The organism is Castellaniella defragrans, assembly GCF_014203015.1.
Taxonomy (GTDB): domain Bacteria; phylum Pseudomonadota; class Gammaproteobacteria; order Burkholderiales; family Burkholderiaceae_B; genus Castellaniella; species Castellaniella defragrans.
The window spans coordinates 35349-51753 of the sequence record NZ_JACHIB010000006.1 but is presented as its reverse complement, the minus strand read 5'-3'; the positions used below and the strand labels follow the sequence as shown (position 1 = coordinate 51753).

The 16405-nt window shown below is 69.8% G+C and carries 18 protein-coding genes; 11 read left to right on the top strand and 7 right to left on the bottom strand.

All coding sequences use genetic code 11. The features are described 5' to 3' along the window. Positions 1-23 precede the first annotated feature (23 nt). From HNR28_RS06170 to HNR28_RS06160, 3 genes are read right to left on the bottom strand one after another with little or no spacing between them, the layout of a single operon-like run. Positions 24-263 carry a helix-turn-helix domain-containing protein gene (locus HNR28_RS06170; protein WP_043684041.1) on the bottom strand — a complete coding sequence of 80 codons (240 nt, stop codon included), beginning with the start codon at positions 261-263 and terminating at the stop codon, positions 24-26. 18 nt (positions 264-281) lie between these two features. Next, complete coding sequence (gene dusB / locus HNR28_RS06165; RefSeq protein WP_043684038.1) at positions 282-1292, bottom strand: tRNA dihydrouridine synthase DusB; 1011 nt, start codon at positions 1290-1292, stop codon at positions 282-284. A 47-nt stretch (positions 1293-1339) separates the two neighbouring features. Then, on the bottom strand, positions 1340-2491 hold the full coding sequence (locus HNR28_RS06160) for an FAD-dependent monooxygenase (protein ID WP_184142596.1): 1152 nt from the start codon (positions 2489-2491) through the stop codon (positions 1340-1342). Positions 2492-2648: 157 nt separating this feature from the next. Between HNR28_RS06160 and HNR28_RS06155 the strand changes: the two genes are divergently transcribed. Continuing rightward, positions 2649-3506, top strand: coding sequence for a cytochrome c oxidase assembly protein (locus tag HNR28_RS06155; RefSeq protein WP_151025637.1), 858 nt, complete (start codon positions 2649-2651; stop codon positions 3504-3506). A gap of 32 nt (positions 3507-3538) precedes the next feature. Continuing rightward, positions 3539-5020, top strand: a complete 1482-nt coding sequence (locus tag HNR28_RS06150; RefSeq protein ID WP_244978199.1) for a M48 family metalloprotease — start codon at positions 3539-3541, stop codon at positions 5018-5020. A 51-nt stretch (positions 5021-5071) separates the two neighbouring features. On the opposite strand, the gene HNR28_RS06145 is transcribed toward HNR28_RS06150, so the two are convergent. Beyond that, positions 5072-6013, bottom strand: a complete 942-nt coding sequence (locus tag HNR28_RS06145; RefSeq protein ID WP_084330705.1) for a LysR substrate-binding domain-containing protein — start codon at positions 6011-6013, stop codon at positions 5072-5074. Between the two features lie 160 nt (positions 6014-6173). Here HNR28_RS06145 and HNR28_RS06140 point away from each other — a divergent pair, with 160 nt between their 5' ends. From HNR28_RS06140 to HNR28_RS06100, 9 genes are all read left to right on the top strand, one after another. Then, on the top strand, positions 6174-7202 hold the full coding sequence (locus tag HNR28_RS06140; protein WP_151025084.1) for an ABC transporter substrate-binding protein: 1029 nt from the start codon (positions 6174-6176) through the stop codon (positions 7200-7202). 70 nt (positions 7203-7272) lie between these two features. Continuing rightward, the gene (locus HNR28_RS06135; RefSeq protein WP_151025085.1) at positions 7273-8340 is read left to right on the top strand and encodes an ABC transporter ATP-binding protein; all 1068 of its coding nucleotides are present in this window, start codon (positions 7273-7275) and stop codon (positions 8338-8340) included. Then, positions 8333-9196, top strand: coding sequence for an ABC transporter permease (locus HNR28_RS06130; protein WP_151025086.1), 864 nt, complete (start codon positions 8333-8335; stop codon positions 9194-9196). The genes HNR28_RS06135 and HNR28_RS06130 overlap by 8 nt, the downstream gene beginning before the upstream one ends. A gap of 10 nt (positions 9197-9206) precedes the next feature. Beyond that, positions 9207-10001 carry an ABC transporter permease gene (locus tag HNR28_RS06125; protein WP_151025087.1) on the top strand — a complete coding sequence of 265 codons (795 nt, stop codon included), beginning with the start codon at positions 9207-9209 and terminating at the stop codon, positions 9999-10001. Positions 10002-10030: 29 nt separating this feature from the next. Then, positions 10031-11158, top strand: coding sequence for an NAD(P)/FAD-dependent oxidoreductase (locus tag HNR28_RS06120; RefSeq protein WP_151025088.1), 1128 nt, complete (start codon positions 10031-10033; stop codon positions 11156-11158). Continuing rightward, positions 11148-11495 (top strand): (2Fe-2S)-binding protein, encoded by a 348-nt coding sequence (locus tag HNR28_RS06115; protein WP_043687415.1) that lies wholly within the window; start codon positions 11148-11150, stop codon positions 11493-11495. Before HNR28_RS06120 ends, HNR28_RS06115 begins: the two co-directional genes overlap by 11 nt. Beyond that, the gene (locus HNR28_RS06110; RefSeq protein ID WP_151025089.1) at positions 11488-12921 is read left to right on the top strand and encodes an FAD/NAD(P)-dependent oxidoreductase; all 1434 of its coding nucleotides are present in this window, start codon (positions 11488-11490) and stop codon (positions 12919-12921) included. Before HNR28_RS06115 ends, HNR28_RS06110 begins: the two co-directional genes overlap by 8 nt. Continuing rightward, the gene (locus HNR28_RS06105) at positions 12914-14041 is read left to right on the top strand and encodes an NAD(P)/FAD-dependent oxidoreductase (protein WP_151025090.1); all 1128 of its coding nucleotides are present in this window, start codon (positions 12914-12916) and stop codon (positions 14039-14041) included. The genes HNR28_RS06110 and HNR28_RS06105 overlap by 8 nt, the downstream gene beginning before the upstream one ends. Positions 14042-14085: 44 nt before the next feature. Continuing rightward, positions 14086-14442, top strand: coding sequence for a RidA family protein (locus tag HNR28_RS06100; protein ID WP_043684024.1), 357 nt, complete (start codon positions 14086-14088; stop codon positions 14440-14442). 96 nt (positions 14443-14538) lie between these two features. Here the strand turns inward: HNR28_RS06100 and HNR28_RS06095 are convergent, their stop codons facing one another. From HNR28_RS06095 to HNR28_RS06085, 3 genes are all read right to left on the bottom strand, one after another. Next, positions 14539-15621, bottom strand: coding sequence for a YheT family hydrolase (locus HNR28_RS06095; RefSeq protein WP_043684022.1), 1083 nt, complete (start codon positions 15619-15621; stop codon positions 14539-14541). Positions 15622-15753: 132 nt separating this feature from the next. After that, positions 15754-16176 carry a YybH family protein gene (locus HNR28_RS06090; protein ID WP_043684020.1) on the bottom strand — a complete coding sequence of 141 codons (423 nt, stop codon included), beginning with the start codon at positions 16174-16176 and terminating at the stop codon, positions 15754-15756. Between the two features lie 8 nt (positions 16177-16184). Further along, the gene (locus HNR28_RS06085; RefSeq protein WP_043684018.1) at positions 16185-16397 is read right to left on the bottom strand and encodes a zinc-finger domain-containing protein; all 213 of its coding nucleotides are present in this window, start codon (positions 16395-16397) and stop codon (positions 16185-16187) included. Between the last annotated feature and the right edge of the window lie 8 nt (positions 16398-16405).

The following is a 16405-nucleotide window of genomic DNA, read 5'->3' as shown; positions in this document are numbered from 1 at the left end:
CGGGGGGCGGGCGCGGCGGCGCCTCAGGCCTGGATCTGGTGCGTCTGGAGCTTCTTGCGCAGCGTGCCGCGCGTGATGCCGAGCATGTCGGCCGCGCGCGTCTGGTTGCCTCCGGTGCGCTCCAGCGCGACTTCCAGGACGGTGCGCTCGACGCACAGGCCGACCATGGACAGCATGTCGTGCGGGGTGGAGTCGCCCAGGTCTTCAAAATAGCGTTCGAGCTGTTCGCGGACGGCTTGTTCCAGAGGGGTGGTGGTGCTCATGTCGGATCGATCGGGAAATCAGTGGTGGGAAGGCGCGGGTTCCAGAACGGCGTCGGCGGGCCGCTCGTCGAACCACCGCCGCAGGGCGTCGGACTGCTGCGCCGTGCCGTCCAGCGTCATGATGCGCGGCAGCAGCGTGTCCGCGCCCGGCAGGCCGGCCAGGTACCAGCCGATGTGCTTGCGGGCGCTGCGCACGCCGGTATGTTCGCCGTAGAAGGCGTAGTGGTCGTCCAGGTGGCTCAGCAGATGCTCGCGCAGTTCGCCGTAGGTGGGCGGCGGCAGGCGGGTGCCGTGCGCCAGGTAGTGGGCGATCTCGCGGAAGATCCAGGGCCGCCCCTGGGCGGCGCGGCCGACCATGATGGCGTCGGCTCCAGTGTAATCCAGGACGCGGCGGGCCTTTTCCGGCGAGTCGATGTCGCCGTTGGCGATCAGCGGGATGCGGATCTCCCGGCGCACCTCGCGCAGGGTGTCGTATTCGGCCTGGCCCGTGTACAGGTCGCAGCGGGTGCGTCCGTGCAGCGTCAGCGCGGCGATGCCGCAGTCCTCGGCCAGGCGGGCGATGCGCACGGCGTTGCGGCTGTCGCGGTCCCAGCCGGTGCGAGTCTTCAGGGTGACCGGCACGCCCAGCGGCGCGCAGGCGGCCACCACGCGCTCCAGGATGCGGGCCACCAGGGCCTCGTCGCGCAGCAGCGCCGAGCCCGAGGCGACGTTGCAGACCTTTTTCGCCGGGCAGCCCATGTTGATGTCGATGATGCGCGCGCCCTTGCGGACGTTGAACACGGCGGCCTCGGCCAGCATGCCGGGATCGGCGCCGGCGATCTGCACCGCCACCGGATCGGGCTCGCCGTCGTGGTTCAGGCGGCGCGCGGTCTTGACGCTGTCCCACAGGCGCGGGTTGCTGGCCGCCATCTCGGATACCGCGTAGGCCGCCCCCAGCGCCTTGCACAGGCGCCGGTAGGGGCGGTCCGTGACCCCCGCCATGGGGGCCACGCAGACGGGGTGGGGCAGGGTCCAGGATCCGATGCGCATGGCAGGCATTGTAAGGCGGCCGTCAGGCCGCGGGCGCGCGGCGCGCCCTACAGCCGCTGGCCCTGCAGCAGGTGGCGGGCCAGGGGCTTGCGCAGCGCCGGCAGCAGGTCCAGGGCGGCCAGCCCCAGGCCGCAGGCGTGGCGCAGCAGCGGGTTGGCGGTGGCGAACAGGCGCGGCAGGGTGTCGGTGACGCCCAGGGTCAGCGCGCGGTCCGCGCGCCGGCGCCGGGCGTGGCGTTCCAGCAGCGGCTGGACCGGGGCCTCGGGCGCCGCCAGCCAGGGCCGCAGCGCCTGGGCTAGCTGGGCCGCGTCGCGCAGGCCCAGGTTCAGCCCCTGGCCGGCGACCGGGTGCAGGGTCTGGGCGGCGTTGCCCACGGCCGCTAGGCCCTGGCCCAGCAGGCTCGGGCCGGCATGCAGCGACAGGGGGAAGGCGTGGGCCTCGCCCACCCGGCGCAGGCCGCCCAGGCGCCGGCCGAAGGCCGCCTGCAGCGCCGCGTCGAATTCGGTGTCCGGCAGATCGCGCAGGGCCCGGGCGCGCGCCGGCGGCACGCACCAGACCAGGCTGTAGAGATCGGCGCCGGCCGGATGCGGCAGCAGGGCCAGCGGGCCGGTGCGGGTGAAGCGCTCGAAGGCGCGGCCCGGCAGCGGGGCGGCGGCGCGCACGGTGGCCAGCACGGCGTGCTGGCCGTATTCCCGGTGCAGACCCTCGGGCCGGGCGCCGTCGGACAGCAGCGCCAGGCGTGCGCTGCGGGGCCCGCCGGCCAGCCGCAGCAGGACGGGCGAGCCCGCCAGGGGCCGCTGCGGGCGCTCCGGCAGCAGGGCGACGCCGGCGCGGCGCACGGCGGCGTACAGCGTGTCGAGCAGGTCGTCGTAGGCCACCACGCAGCCCAGCCGGGGGACCCCCAGCTCGGCCTGGTCGATCAGGGTGCGCCCCAGGTGCCCGGCCTGGGACACGTGCACGGTCAGGATGTCGGCGGCGCGCTCCGGCCAGGCGCCCAGGCTTTCCAGGTGGCGGCGGCTGCCGTGGTTCAGGGCCAGGGCGCGCGGATCGACGGCCTGGCCGGCGGGGCGCGGCGCGGGCTCCGGGCCCACCAGGGCGATGCGCGCGGGGTCCGGGGCCGCGTCCGCCAGGCCGAGGGCCAGGGCGCAGCCGACCGGGCCGGATCCCAGGATGGCGATGTCGTAGGTCGGAAGGGCCATGGCGTGTCGAAAGAAGCGAAAGGAGAGGGACGAAAAGCAGCGGGCGAAGACGGCCATTTTAGAATGATGCTTTAAACTGGGTCGCGTCGTTTGGGAGACGCGCCGTCTCTTCCAAGTTGTTTTGCCCGGTGACGGGCGTGGATTGAAACTGGATCTCATGGACGTACTCGCCTGGCTGCAGCCTTGGGAATTCTCGCCCGCCCTGGTGCTGGCCTTCGCGGCGTCGGCGTGGCTGTTCCTGCGCGGCCGCCGCGTCCACCATGTCGGGGCCGTGCGCCAGTCCCTGTTCTGGATCGGCTGGGTCATGCTGTACCTGTCCATGCACACGCAGCTCGACTACTACGCCGAGCGCATGTTCTTCATCCATCGCCTGCAGCACCTGGTCCTGCACCACCTGGGGCCGCTGCTCGTCATGGGCGCCTATCCGGGCCAGGTCATGCGGGCCGGCCTGCCCCTGGCCTGGCGGACGCGGCTGGCGGCGGCGCGCCGGACGTCCGGCCCCGTCCGCGCCCTGGAAGCCCTGGCGACGCACCGGTTCCTGGTCCCGCTGCTGTTCCTGCTGATGGTGCTGGTCTGGCTGGAGCCCACCGTGCAGTTCTATTCCATGCTCGACTGGCGGCTCTACCGGCTCATGAACTGGGCGGTGGTGATCACCGGCCTGATGTACTGGAACCTGATCCTGGACCGGCGGCCCCATCCGCCGGCGGCGATGGCGCCCGGCGGGCGCATCTTCTCGCCCGTCTTCACCATGGCGCCGCAGATGGTCGCCGGCGCGGTGATCGTCTTTTCCGAACACGACCTGTATCCGGTGTTCGACCTGTGCGGCCGCGCGCTGCCCGGCTTCAGCGCGCTCGACGACCAGGTGATCGGCGGACTGATCATGTGGGTGCCGGCGGGCCTGATCGAGACTTTCGGGCTGCTGGTGGCGCTGGGGACCCTGATGCGGCTGTCGGCCCGCAACCGCCTGCCGCAGCCCCGGCGGCGCCCGGCGGACCGGTCCGCGCGGGCGGTCTGATGCGGCCCCGAACGAAGGACGGAGGAGGCGTCATGAGGATCTGGATGCGGCGGGCGGGAGCGGGCCTGAGCCTGGCCGGCGCCCTGGCGGCCGGCGTGCCGCCCGCCTGGGGCCAGCCCATGGGGCTGCCCTCGATGGGGGCGGCTTCGGCGGCGGAACTGTCTCCGGCGGTGGAGCGCACCCTGGGCCAGGCCATCATGGAGCAGGGCCGCCAGGACCCGACCTACATCGGCGACCTGGACGTCGGCCAGTACCTGACCGCGCTCGGCCGGCGGCTGGCCGCCCACGCGCCGCAGGCGCTGGCCCAGGACATCACCGTGTTCGCCGTGCGCGATCCCGCGATCAACGCCTTCGCCCTGCCGGGCGGCTACATCGGCGTCAACAGCGGCCTGGTGGTCGGCGCGCAGAGCGAGTCCGAGCTGGCCGGCGTGCTGGCGCACGAAATCGGCCACGTCATGCAGCGCCACATCGCCCGCGGCATCGCGCAGCAGTCGCAGGGCACGGGCATCATGGTGGCCAGCCTGATCGGCGCCCTGCTGGCGGCCCTGGCCGGCCAGGGCGACCTCGCCATGGGTGTGGCCACCTTCGGCCAGGCCGCCGCCATCGACCGCCAGCTGGGCTTTTCCCGGGGCGCCGAGCAGGAGGCCGACCGCGCGGGGCTGCAGATGATGCGCCAGGCCGGCTTCGACCCGCGCGGCATGCTGGCCATGTTCCGCCGCCTGATGAACGCCTCGCGCCTGAACGAAGGCACGGGCGGCGGCTACGCCTCGACCCACCCGCTGTCGATCCAGCGCCTCTCGGACATCGAGAACCGCATCGAGGGCCTGCCGCCCGCCGCCGCGACGCCCGACCCCGAATTCTGGTTCGTGCGCGCGCGCCTGGCCCTGATCCAGGCGCGCGACCATGCCGACCGCCAGCGTCTGCGGCAGACGCTGCGCGGCGAGGCGCGCGACCTCCAGGGCGCGCGCCAGGCGGCCGCCCTGTACGGCCTGGCCGCGCTGGACCGGGCCGAGGGCGACCTGGCCGGCGCGCGCGCGCAGCTGGCCCAGGCGCAGTCCATCCAGCCGGCGCCCCAGCTGGACGTGCTGGCGATCCAGCTGGCCGGCGCCCAGGGGCCGGCGGCCGCGGTGGACGTCTCGGCGGCCGCCTCGAAGCGCTGGCCCCGCAGCCAGGGGGTGGCCGACGCGCGCGCCCGCGCCCTGCAGAAGGCCGGCCAGGACGCGGCCGCCGCCGATCTCCTGCAGGCTGCCGCCCGGCAGTGGCCCGACACGCCCGAATTCCAGAAGCTGCTGGCGACCAGCCTGCAGCGCCTGGGCCGCGAGGTCGAGGCCCACGAAGCCATGGCGAGCTATTTCGAGCAGACCGGCGCCCTGCCCACGGCGGTCGAGCATCTGCAGCAGGCGCGCACCCTGTCGAAGGACTTCTACGCCCAGTCGCGGCTGGACATGCGCATCCGCGCCCTGCGCGAACGCCTGGACAACCAGCGCGCGCTGCTGGAACCGTTCAAGAAGTAGCGTCCGGATGGACGGACGCGGGGCCGCCGTCCGGGGGCCGTGTCCGGGCGCTCAGCGTTCCGGGTAGAGGACGGCCTCGGCGGGAATGCGCCGCAGCATTTCGGCGCGCACGAAGTCGATGAAGGGCTGCTGGAGCGCGCCCGGCGTCTGGTCCGGCGCCTGCATGAGAGAAAAATTCATGGGGATGGCGGCCTCGAACGGGACGAAGCGCACGCCCTCGTTCTGGTGGCAGGCCGCCGTCAGCGCATCGATCAGGGCGATCCCGACGCCGGCTTCCACGAGCCTGAGCATGGCATAGGAATTCTGGGTTTCTATGTCCAGGGTGCGCGTGACCCCGTGGGTCGCGAATGCGGCGTCCACCATGGCGCGTGTGTCGAGCAGGGTGGGATAGGACACGAAACGTTCGCCCTGCAGGTCTTTGGGCTTGATCAGGTCGCGTTGCGCGAGCGGGTGCGCGGCGGGGATGGCGCAGACCATCCTGGTGGACATCAGCAGCTGGCAGTAGCTGGATTGCAGCTGCAGCGAAAGAATGATGAAGCCGATGTCGGATCGTCCTTCCCGCACGCGTTCCATGACCGCCTGGGAGCTCAGCAGGAGCAGCTGGATCTGCGCGCGCGGATGGCGTTCCAGGAATTTCCCGATGGTCTGAGGCAGAAAGTCCAGCGCGAGCGAGGGCGCGGCGGCGATGCGCAGGCTGCCGCGCCGCAAGGTGCGTATTTCCGCCGCCGCGTCGGCGATGCGTTCCACGCCGGCCAGCGATTGCTTGACTTCCTCGTAGAGCAGCTTGGCCTCGGGCGTGGGATGCAGGCGCCCCCGCTGCCGTTCAAACAGGCGGATGCCGATGCGCCACTCGAATTCGGCGAGCAGCCGCGTGACCACGGGTTGCGAGATGCACATGGAGGATGCGGCACTGGTGACGGTCTTGTTGAGCATGACCGCGCGGAAGGCTTCCATGTGCCGCAAGGTGATGCGATTCGTCAGGCGGTTATCCATAGTGAAAAGACATTATATTATACATAAATAGAACTATTTTATCGCTTTGGTGGTTATTAAGATAGTAAACACAATGAGTTGGAACCGATTGAATCCATCTCAAAAAAACATAGGGTTTCTACTAATCATGGCCTGCCCTAGAGGCTCAAGGAGACGACATATGAAAAACTTGTTGAAACTGGCGTCGGTCTTTTCCCTGGCCGTCGCGCCGATGCTGTCGCAGGCGGTCACGCTGAACGTGGGTTCGTACGGCGGTTCGACGGAGCAGGCCTTCCGCGACAGCATCATCCCCATGTTCAAGGAAAAGACCGGCGTGGACATTACCTATGTGCCGGGGAATTCCACGGATACGCTGGCCAAGCTGGTGGCGCAGAAAAAGCACCCGCAGTTCGACGTGGTGCTGATCGACGATGGCCCCATGGAGCAGGCCCAGCAATTCAATCTGTGCGCCGCCCTGGCGCCGGCGCCCGTCTATCAGGACCTGTATCCCTTGTCGAACATGGGCAAGACCGCGGTCGCGCTGGGCGTGGTGGCGACGGGCCTCTTCTACAACAAGGAAGCCTTCGCAAAGGCCGGCTGGGCCGCGCCCGACTCCTGGCTGGATCTCGAGGATCCCAAGTTCCGCCAGAAGGTCGTGATTCCGCCGATCTCGAACGGCTACGGCCTGCATACGCTGATCAAGTTCGCCGAGCTGAACGGAGGGGGCGTCAAGGACATCGAACCCGGATTCAAGGCCATCATCGACAAGGTGGCGCCCAATGTCCTGGCCTGGGAGCCGTCCCCCGGCAAGATGTCCGAATTGTTCCAGAATGGTTCGGGGGTCCTGGGCGTATGGGGCAGCGGCCGGGTGGAAGCGCTGAAAAACACGGGCTTCCCGGTGGAGTTCGTCTATCCCAAAGAAGGCGCGGTCGCCTTGTTCACGGCGGTCTGCCCGGTGGCGCGCCCGGATGCCAAGCCCGAGGCGCAGCAGTTCGTGCAGTTTCTCCTCAGCCCCGAGATCCAGGCCATTCTCGCCAAGACCCAGGCCTGGGGGCCGGTCAACAGCAAGACCCGGTTGACGCCGGAAGTGGCCGCCGCCGTGCCGTATGGCCCGGAGCAGATCGGCAAGCTCGAGGCGGTGGACTATTCCGTGGTGAACGTGGAACGCGGCAAGTGGGCCAACCGCTGGAACCGTACGGTCGAGCGCTAGGACTTGGATATTGACGATGGGTTCAAGCGGTCTCCGGCTCGGCCGGAGACCGCGAGCCGGGAAGGGTATCGTGAGCTTTCTTGAAATCCGTGGTCTCAGAAAAGAGTTCGACGACTTCATCGCGGTCGAGCACCTGGACTTGCAGGTCGAAAAGGGGGAATTCGTCTCCCTGCTGGGACCGTCCGGATGCGGCAAGACGACGACGCTGCAAATGATCGCCGGCTTCCTGACGCCCACGCGGGGCGACATCCGGGTGGCGGGAAGCAGCGTCCTGGAGCAGAGGCCCGAGAAACGGGGCATGGGCATCGTTTTCCAGAGCTACGCGCTGTTCCCCCACATGACCGTCGAGGAAAACGTGCGGTTCGGACTGGAGATGCGCGGTGTGGATCGCCCGACCTGTAAAAAGCGGGTCGCGGAGGTCCTGGACATGGTGCGCCTGGAAGGATGCGACACGCGGTATCCGCGCGAATTGTCGGGCGGACAGCGCCAGCGCGTGGCGATTGCGCGCGCCCTGGTCATCCGCCCCGAAGTCCTGCTGCTCGACGAGCCCATGTCGAATCTGGATGCCAAGCTGCGCAGCGAAATGCACATCGAACTGCGCGCGATCCAGCGCCAGCTGGGGACGACGACCATTCTGGTGACGCACGACCAGACGGAAGCCATGACCATGAGCGACCGGATCGCCGTCATGCACGGCGGCAGGATCGTGCAGTTCGACAAGCCTCACACGGCCTATGAACATCCCGCCTCCGCCTTCATTTCGGACTTCCTGGGCAAGACCAATGCCTTGCGGGGGCGCGTCCTCCAGTGGCGGGAAGGCTGTTGCGACGTGCGCCTGGAAGAAATCAGCGTCACGGTGTCCTGCGATGCGCCTTTGCCCACGGACGAGGTCTCGGTCTACATCCGCCCCGAAAAGATCCGCCTGGTCCCTGCGGGCCGGGGCCGGCTCGACGCCGTCGTGCTGACGCGCCTCTTCCTGGGCGACCACTGGATGCTCGAAGTGGAGACTGGCCTGGGGGTGATGCGCGTCACGGTGCCGAACGTGGGCGCGTTCGACATCGACGAGGGCGGCCGGGCCGGGCTCGAATGGGATGACGCCAGCCTGAGGGTTCTGGGCAGGGAGCGGGATCATGTCTAGCCAATCCCGCGGTTCCTGGGTCCCCTGGGCATTGTCGGCGCCGGCGCTTGCGCTGTTCCTGGTGATGCTGCTGACCCCGCTGGGGCTGACCGCCGTTCTGTCCTTCCATGTGTTCGACGGCATCGGGACGATCAGCGACGACTATTCGCTCGTCAACTACCTGGAAGTCCTCTCCGACCCGTATTACCACGAGATTTTCCTGCGCACATTGGGTCTGGCCCTGGGCACGACCTTTCTGTGCGCGGTGTTCGGCGTGCCCGAGACCCTGATCCTGTCCAGGATGCGCAGCCCCTGGCGCGGCCTGTTCCTGGTCGTCATCCTGGCGCCACTGCTGGTCTCCGTGGTGGTGCGCACGCTGGGGTGGGCCATCCTCATGGACAACGAGGGCCTGATCAACCAGGCGCTGCTGGCCCTGGGCATCGTGCATGAACCGGTGCGCCTGGCCTTCACCATGACGGGCGTGGTCGTGGCGTTGACGCACGTGCTGATTCCCTTCATGGTGATTTCGGTCTGGGCTTCGCTGCAAAAGCTGGATCCGCAGGTCGCGCAGGCCGGCCTGTCGCTGGGCGCCTCGGGGGTGACGGTCATGCGCCGGGTGATATTGCCGCAGATCCTGCCGGGCATCCTGTCCGGCAGCATCATCGTCTTCGCGCTCTCCGCCTCGGCGTTCGCAACGCCGGCCATCCTGGGCGGACGGCGCCTGAAGGTCGCCTCCACGGCGGCCTATGACGAATTCCTGAGCACCTTGAACTGGCCGCTGGGGGCGACCATCGTGCTGTTTCTGCTGGTGGCGAACATCGTGATCATCCTGGGGTGCAACCGCCTGGTCGAACGCCGCTTCCAGCAGGTCTTCTGAGGAGGGTGCCATGAGAAAAAACCGCTGGCCGGCCTTGTGCTATCACGCCCTGTTCATCGCATTCATCCTGGCCCCGCTGGCCGTCGTGGTGGCGGTGTCCTTCACGGACAAGGGCTATATCTCCATGCCCGTGGACGGCCTGTCGCTGCGCTGGTTCCGCGCCATCGCGCAGGCGCCCGAGATGGTGCAGGCCTTCTGGATCTCGATCTGGCTGGGCCTGGCCTCGGCGACCACGGCCGTCATCCTGTCCGTTCCCGCCGCGCTGGCCATGGTGCGCTATCGCTTTCCGGGACGCAGCGCGTTGATGGCCTTTTTCCTGTCGCCGCTGATGATTCCCCCCGTGGTGCTGGGCGTGGCGTTCCTGCGGTTCTTCAATCTGGCCGGCATCAGCGGATCTTTTCCCTGGCTGGTGGCGACGCACGTCATCTTCGTCGCGCCTTATTCGTTGCGTCTGGTGCTGGCCGCCGCCGCGGGCATGGACCGGGATGCGGAACGCGCGGCGCTGTCCCTGGGCGCGCCGCGCCGGACCATGGTGCGGCGCGTCCTGCTGCCCATGATCCTGCCGGGCATCGCCGGCGGCTGGCTGCTGGCCTTCACGCAGAGCTTCGACGAACTGACGATGACGATCTTCGTGGCCACGCCGGGCATGACCACGCTGCCTGTGGTCATGTACAACCACATCGCCCAGACCATCGACCCGCTGGTGGCGTCCGTATCCACGGTCCTGATCGCCGTCACGCTCGTGCTCATGGTCCTGCTGGATCGCGTCGTGGGCCTGGAACGCGTCCTGGCCGGAAACCATTGATCGACTGAAGCCTCAACGCTGGATGAAAAATGAGTGATGTGATTGTTGTCGGGGCGGGGCTGCTGGGCAGCGCCATGGCCTATGGGCTTGCGCGCACGGGCGCGCGGGTCACGCTGCTGGACGGCGGGGATCAGGCGTACCGGGCCTCGCGCGGGAATTTCGGCCTGGTCTGGGTGCAGGGCAAGGGCGTGGGCAAGCCCGAGTACGCGCGCTGGAGCTGGGGGTCGGCGCGCCTGTGGCCCGGCCTCGCCCGGGCGCTGCTGGAGGAGACCGGCGTGGATGTCCGGCTGCAGCAGCGCGGGGGACTCCATATCTGCCTTTCCGAGGACGAACTGGCGGAGCGGCGCAGCCGCCTGCAGGGCATCCGCGAGGCGGTCGGTCCCGATTACGAATTCGAGATGCTGGACCTGCAGGCCGCGCGCGAGCTGATGCCCGGCCTGGGGCCCGAGGTCCCGGGCGTGAGCTTTTCGCTCATGGACGGCCACGTCAATCCGCTCAAGCTGCTGGGCGCCCTGCATGCGGCCTGCAGGCATCGTGGTGTCGCCATCCTGACGGGGCGGCATGTCGAGGCCATCGCGCGCAAGGGGGCGGATTTCGAGGTGCGGGCCGGCGGCGAGCGCTGGCAGGCCGCCCGCGTCGTCCTGGCGGCGGGCCTGGCGAATCGCACGCTGGCGCCCCTGGTCGGCGTGGACGCGCCCATCGGGCCGAATCGGGGCGAGGTGCTGATCACCGAACGCCTGCCGCCCGCGCTGGCCTATCCCACCAACTACATACGTCAGACGGACGAGGGCACGATACAGATCGGCGATTCCCTGGAGGACGTGGGGTATGACGACAGCGTCAGCACGCCGGTGCTGGGCGGCATCGCGCGTCGCGCCATCCGCTGCCTGCCATCCCTCGCCGGCCTGCGCCTGGTGCGCAGCTGGGCGGCGCTGCGGGTCATGACCCCGGACGGCTTTCCGATCTATCAGGAATCGGCGTCCATGCCGGGCGCTTTCGTCGTCAGCTGCCACAGCGGCGTCACGCTGGCGGCGCAGCATGTATTTACGATCGCGCCCTGGCTGGGCGGCGGTGAGCGGCCGCGGGCCATCGACGGGTTCCGGGCAGATCGTTTTCACTCGGGCGTGCTCATGGAGGAGCCTTTGGATGCGCACTGAAAGTTTGTTTCGCAGGCTGCCGGAAAAAGAAACCGGCGCCGAGCGGGAAATCGGGATGGACCTGGATGGCATGGCGGTGCGCGTGCCCGCCGGGATTTCCGTGGCGGCGGCGCTGCTGCTGCTGGGCGTGGACCGGTTTCGCGCCTCCGCCGTGAGCGGCATGCCGCGCGCGCCCTATTGCATGATGGGCGTGTGTTTCGAGTGCCTGGTGGAGATCGACGGCGAGCCGAACCAGCAGGCCTGTCTCGTCACGGTGCGCGACGGCATGCGGGTCGCCACCCTGCGGACGCCCGATCTGGCGGAATTCATGCGCGGCGGGGAGAACCTCCATGGCTGACTTGGCGGAACAGGGGCACGTGCCGTTGCGCGCGCCGGATCGTACCGTGGACCTGATCGTCATCGGGGCCGGACCGGCCGGGATGGCGGCGGCCGTCGAGGCCCGGCGGCACGGGATGTCGGTGCTGCTGCTGGACGAGCAGGAGACGCCGGGCGGCCAGATTTATCGCCGCGTCACCCAGGCGGACGAGGACCGGCGCCGGATCCTGGGGCCGGACTATGCCCGGGGATCGGATCTGGCGCGGGAATTCACCGTTTCGGGCGCCGAATACTGGCCGCGCACGGCCGTGTGGCAGGTCACGCGCGAGCGGCGCGTGCATGCGCTGCGCGATGGGCGCGTCGCGGCGCTGGAGGCGCGCGCGATCGTGCTGGCTACGGGCGCGATGGAGCGTCCCTTTCCCATTCCCGGCTGGACCCTGTCGGGCGTGATGACCGCCGGCGCGGCGCAGATCCTCATGAAAAGCGCGGGGATCGTGCCCGGGCAGGCGCCGGTGCTGGCGGGTTGCGGCCCGTTGCTGTATCTGCTGGCCTGGCAGTACCTGCGCGCGGGGGTGCGGATCGGCGCCATTCTGGATACGGCGGCGCCCGCCGACTTGCGCGCGGCCTTGAGGCATGCGTCCGGAGCCCTGGCGGGCTGGCCGGATCTGGTCAAGGGGTTGAAGCTGCTGTCCGGCATCAAGCGGCATCGCGTTCCGCACTACAAGGGTGTGACCGGCCTGGCCATCCAGGGCGAGGACGGCTGCGCGCAACGCATCCGGTTCCAGGCGGATGGCCGGACGCGGACCTTGCCCGCCTCCCTGGTGCTCCTGCACCAGGGGGTCGTGCCGAATACGCAGATCACGTGGTCGCTGCGTGCCGGGCACGTGTGGGATGACGCGCAATTGTGCTGGCGTCCGGTCGTGGACGGCTGGGGCGAGCTGGATGTGCCCGGGATCTATGTGGCCGGCGATGGCGCGGCCATTGCCGGGGCGCGGGCGGCGGAGATCCAGGGCCGCCTGACGGGCCTGGGGGCCGCCGCCGCGGCGGGGCGCCTGACCGCGGCGCAACGCGATGCGCGGGCGGCGCCCCTGGTGCGCGAGCGCCGTTCGTTCCTTCGCATACGGCCCTTCCTCGATCGCCTGTACCGGCCGAAGGACGAGAACCGCATCCCCGCCGACGAGGTCATGGTGTGCCGCTGCGAAGAGGTCACGGCGGGGCGGTTGCGGGACGACGTGCGGCTGGGGTGCGTCGGACCGAACCAGGTCAAGTCGTTCAGCCGCTGCGGAATGGGGCCCTGCCAGGGGCGCCAGTGCGGCCTGACGGTGACGGAACTGATCGCGGGCACGCGCCAGGTGCCGCCCGCCGATGCCGGCTACTATCGCATCCGCCCGCCGATCAAGCCGATCACGCTGGCGCAGCTGGCGAAAGAGGCCGAGGTCAATGAGTAGTCCCGCAACCGGGGCGGTCGGCGCCGATGCGCTCGTCATCGGAGGCGGCCTGCATGGCCTGTCCTCGGCGCTGCATCTGGCCCGGCGCGGCCTGCGGGTCCACCTCCTGGAGCGCGATTACTGCGGGCGCCATGCCTCCGGCGTCAACGCGGGCGGCGTGCGCACCCTGGGGCGGGCGCCGGCCGAGATCCCCCTGGCGCTGGCTTCGCGCGACGAGATCTGGCGCGTCGCGGAAGATTACCTGGGTTCGGATTGCGGGTTCGTGCCGAGCGGCCAGCTGCAGGTGCTGGAGACGGCCGATGACGTGGCGGCGGCGCGTGTCCGTGTCGATCGGTTGCGCCGGCTGGGGTACGCCCATGAGGTTCTGATCGGTCCCGAAGAGGTGCGCGAGCGGGTCCCCCGCATTGCGGAGCACGTGCAGGGCGGGATCTGGGTGGCCGGGGATGGATATGCCTGGCCGTATGGCGCCGTCATGGCCTTTCATGCCGCGGCGTTGCGCGCCGGCGTCGGCATCCGGGAAGGCGCCGAGGTGTCGCGGGTCTGGCGGCAGGGCGGCCAGTGGCACGTCCGCGCGGGCGATCGCGTCTTCAGCGCGCCGGCCCTGGTGAACGCGGCCGGCGCCTGGGCGCACCGGATCGCCGGGCAGGTGGGCGACCCGGCGCCCGTGCAGGTGGATGGGCTCATGCTGATGGTGACCCAGAGAACGGCGCATTTCCTGGACCCCGTGCTGGGCGGCTCGAGCCGGCCTCTGTCGCTGAAGCAGTTTGCGAATGGCACCGTGGTCATCGGCGGCGGCCTGCGCTGCGGGCTCGATGCCGCGCGGCGCGCGGCCGAGGTCGATCTGATGACGCTCTGGCCCAGCGCGCGGACCGTCGTCGGCCTTTTCCCGCATCTGGCCGCCGTCCCGATCGCGCGCGCCTGGGGCGGCGTGGAAGCCTTCACGCCGGATGGCATCCCGGTCATCGGCCGGGGCCGCGAGGAGGGCGTCGTCCATGCCTTCGGCTTTTCGGCGCATGGGTTCGAGCTGGGCCCCATCGTGGGACGGATCGTCAGCGAGTTGCTTTGCGATGGCGCCAGCCGGCTGCCCATCGAGGCTTTTTCGGTGGACCGGTTCCGTTGACGGCGCCCGGGTTCCATCCTCTTTTCGACAGGAGAAATCATCACATGACTACGGAAATCCAGCGGATGGACAGCAACGAGCGCCTGAGCCGCATCGTGATACACAATCACGTGGCCTACGTCGCGGGCGTCACGGCGTCGAATGCGCAGGCCGACGTCTATCACCAGACCCTCGATGCGCTCGCCAAGATCGACACCTATCTGGCCCAGGCGGGCACGGACAAGTCCCGCCTGCTGACCGCCCAGATCTGGCTGCGCGACATCGATCGGGATTTCGCGGGCATGAACGCCGCCTGGGGCGAATGGATCGATGGCGGCGCCGTCCCGACGCGGGCGACCTGCGAGGCGCGCCTGGCGCGCCCCGACCTGCTGGTGGAGATCATCGTCAGCGCGGCGGTCTGAAACTCCGTCGGCTTGATCGGCCTCCCGCGAGGCCATGCCGGCCGGCCGATACCCGGCTGGTTTTTTCGCCGGCCGCGCGCGGCGCGGCCGCCCGATTCAGTCGCCGGTGCCGAAAAACCGCAGCAGCCGCGCCGGCAGCCAGCGCAGGTGGCCCGGGAACATGCCGGTGACGAAGCCCGCGTGCCCGCCCAGCGCCGGCTGGTGCAGCAGCACGTCGCCGGACGCGTCGCGCGAACCCGGCAGCGAGGCCTCGGGCACGAAGGGATCGTTGCGGGCGTTCAGTACCAGCGTGGGCGTGCGGATCGACGGCAGCAGCGGCAGGCTGGCCGCGCGGGTCCAGTAGTCCAGCGCGTTGCGGTAGCCGTGCATGGGCGCGGTGTACAGGTCGTCGAGCTCGCGCAGGCTGCGCATGCTCTGGGTGCGCGACACGTCCACCGAGCCGGGGAATTCCTGGGCCTTGTCGAAGATCTTGCGCCGGATGCTGCGCAGGAAATGGCGGGTGTACAGGTGCCGTCCCCAGCCGGTGTCCGACAGGCGCCGGCCGCAGGCGGGGAGGTCCATCGGGACGGACACCGCGGCGGCGGCCCGCAGGCCGTGCGGGCCGGTGCCCGCCTCGCCCAGCAGCTTCAGCAGGGCGTTGCCCCCCAGCGAGATGCCGGCGGCGTGCCATTCGGCGCCGGGCAGGCGGGCGCGGACGTGGCCGAGCATGAACTCGATCTCGGCCGAATCGCCGCTGTAGTAGGCCCGCGCCATGCGGTTGGGCACGCCCGAGCAGCCGCGGAAGTGCGCCGCCGCCACGGTCCAGCCGGCGGCGCGGAAATCGTGGGCGATCACCTGCATGTAGGGACTCAGGCTGCTGCCTTCGAGGCCATGGAACAGGATCAGGGCGGGGCCGCCGGCCAGCGCGGCCCAGTCGGCGTCCTCGATCCAGCGCCGCGCCGCCGTGCCGACCAGGCCGGATTCGTGCGGCGAGGCCTGGCCGCCGGGCCGCTGGTTGGGGTTCAGGCCCGGGCCGCACCAGTCCAGGTCGATGAAGTCGCCGTCGGGCGTGTCCACCCGTTCGCGCACGAAGTGCAGGGTGGGGTGCTGGGCGCAGAAGGCCCCGTAGAGGGTCTGGACGTGGCCGCCGGGCAGCCAGGCCGGCACGGGGCACGGGCGGGTGTCGATGCGCGCGGTCATAGGACTTCGCCTTCGTGCCGTGCACGAAGGCATTCGCGTTTGGGGCGGCCCGGCACGCTCATGGGACTTCGCCTTCGTGCCGTGCACGAAGGCATTCGCGGTGGGGGACGGCCCGGCACGCTCATGGGCGGATCAATGGAGGGTGCGGGAGGGGTCCGGCCGGTCGAACAGCTCGGCCTCGCGGGGCGCGGCCGAGGCGTGGTGCACGATCATCCGCCAGCCTTCCGGGCCCTTCTGGTAGATGTTGGTGGTGTAGAAGTTCAGGGTGTCCTTGCCGCGCGGGGTGTTCACCATGATCTGCTCGATCAGCACGTGCACGGCGTTCATCACGCCCGTCATGGCCTTGACCTGCGCCGGGAAGGCGGCGATCGGGCCGTTGGTGAAGATGTGTTCCCAGGCTTCCCGCACGGCCCGCGGGCCGATGGTCCGCAGGCCGCCGGGGTGGATGCAGACCACGTCCTCGTCGTCGCCCCAGACGCGCATCATCAGGGCGGCGTCGCCCTGGCGCATGGCCTCGTAGAAGGCGTATTCGGCTTCTTCCGGCGTGGGGAACATGGGCGGGATCAGTGGTGGCCGTGCACCTTTTCGCCTTCGCGCAGGGCGTAGCGGGTGCCGCAGTACTGGCAGCGGGCCACCTTGCTCTTGACGACCTCGATGTAGATGCGCGGATGCTGGCTCCACAGGGGCGCCTTGGGGCCGGGGCAATAGACCGGCAGGTCTTCGGCGCCGACTTCGACGATGTCCTGGTTGCGGGCGGTTTCGGGCACGCTGCTCATGGTGTTTC